This is a genomic window from Pseudoalteromonas sp. BMB (genome assembly GCF_001709235.1).
Taxonomy (GTDB): domain Bacteria; phylum Pseudomonadota; class Gammaproteobacteria; order Enterobacterales; family Alteromonadaceae; genus Pseudoalteromonas; species Pseudoalteromonas maricaloris.
The window spans coordinates 1-777 of the sequence record NZ_MBQA01000037.1 but is presented as its reverse complement, the minus strand read 5'-3'; the positions used below and the strand labels follow the sequence as shown (position 1 = coordinate 777).

Sequence of the window (777 nt, the reverse complement as noted above, 5' to 3'; positions counted from 1 at the left end):
AAGTTTCCGCAGGTCGAGGGGTGCAGTTTAACATGGCCTATTTGGTACCAAAGCGTTACCCCAAACACCTTCGCCATCAACCTATATACCCTGTCGACTGGGAGCCAAGAGACTTAGAAGATAGCATGGAGCTGTGGAGTGAAATCCATCGTTTTATGGATAACACACAACCTATACCTGCATCCTTTTACAAAGGCTGGCAGAAAACGACCGTCCGTTAGATAAAGTGATTTGGTAGCAATAAAACAATGAAAGCACACCACAAGGAAGTCAGCCCTACCCATAACCGCAGTTGGAAAAAAGTGGTGGCCTTACTCGCTTTAGGTCTGCAAAAAATAGTAAGTAAGGTGATGGAAACTGAGGTAGCACCTAAAGAACTAAAAGAGCATACAGAGGACAATTTACCACCGATTGATTTTGGTCGACCGGTGGAAGAAACTCCACTACTACCAATAGCAGACTCAGTACCAAGACGTAAAAAAGTAAAAGGGGGGTTTAAGCGAGTACCAGTTCAGCTAAACAGTCGATTCATGCTTTCGCAAAATAACTTAATGGCCTCAAACAAAGATATCAAGCTGGTGAGTGTCGATCTTGATCGAATAGATAAATTATCTAATGCTGCATTTGCGTACATGGCAACAATATGTGCATTTATCACCTTATATTTTTATCTTGCTACCAGAGAAGTCGTTTACATCAAGGTCGTTGCTGTATTGCTGAGCATCGCCATCCCGATCTTCATTCATGTTGGCTACGTAAAACGCACTTCAGCTGAAG

2 pseudogenes are annotated in these 777 nt (G+C 42.7%); both read left to right on the top strand.

The annotated features are described in order from the left end of the window. Window positions 1-221: pseudogene (locus BB427_RS03080) on the top strand (hypothetical protein); the annotation flags it as partial. Between the two features lie 27 nt (window positions 222-248). Continuing rightward, window positions 249-777, top strand: a pseudogene (locus BB427_RS03075) (hypothetical protein); the annotation flags it as partial.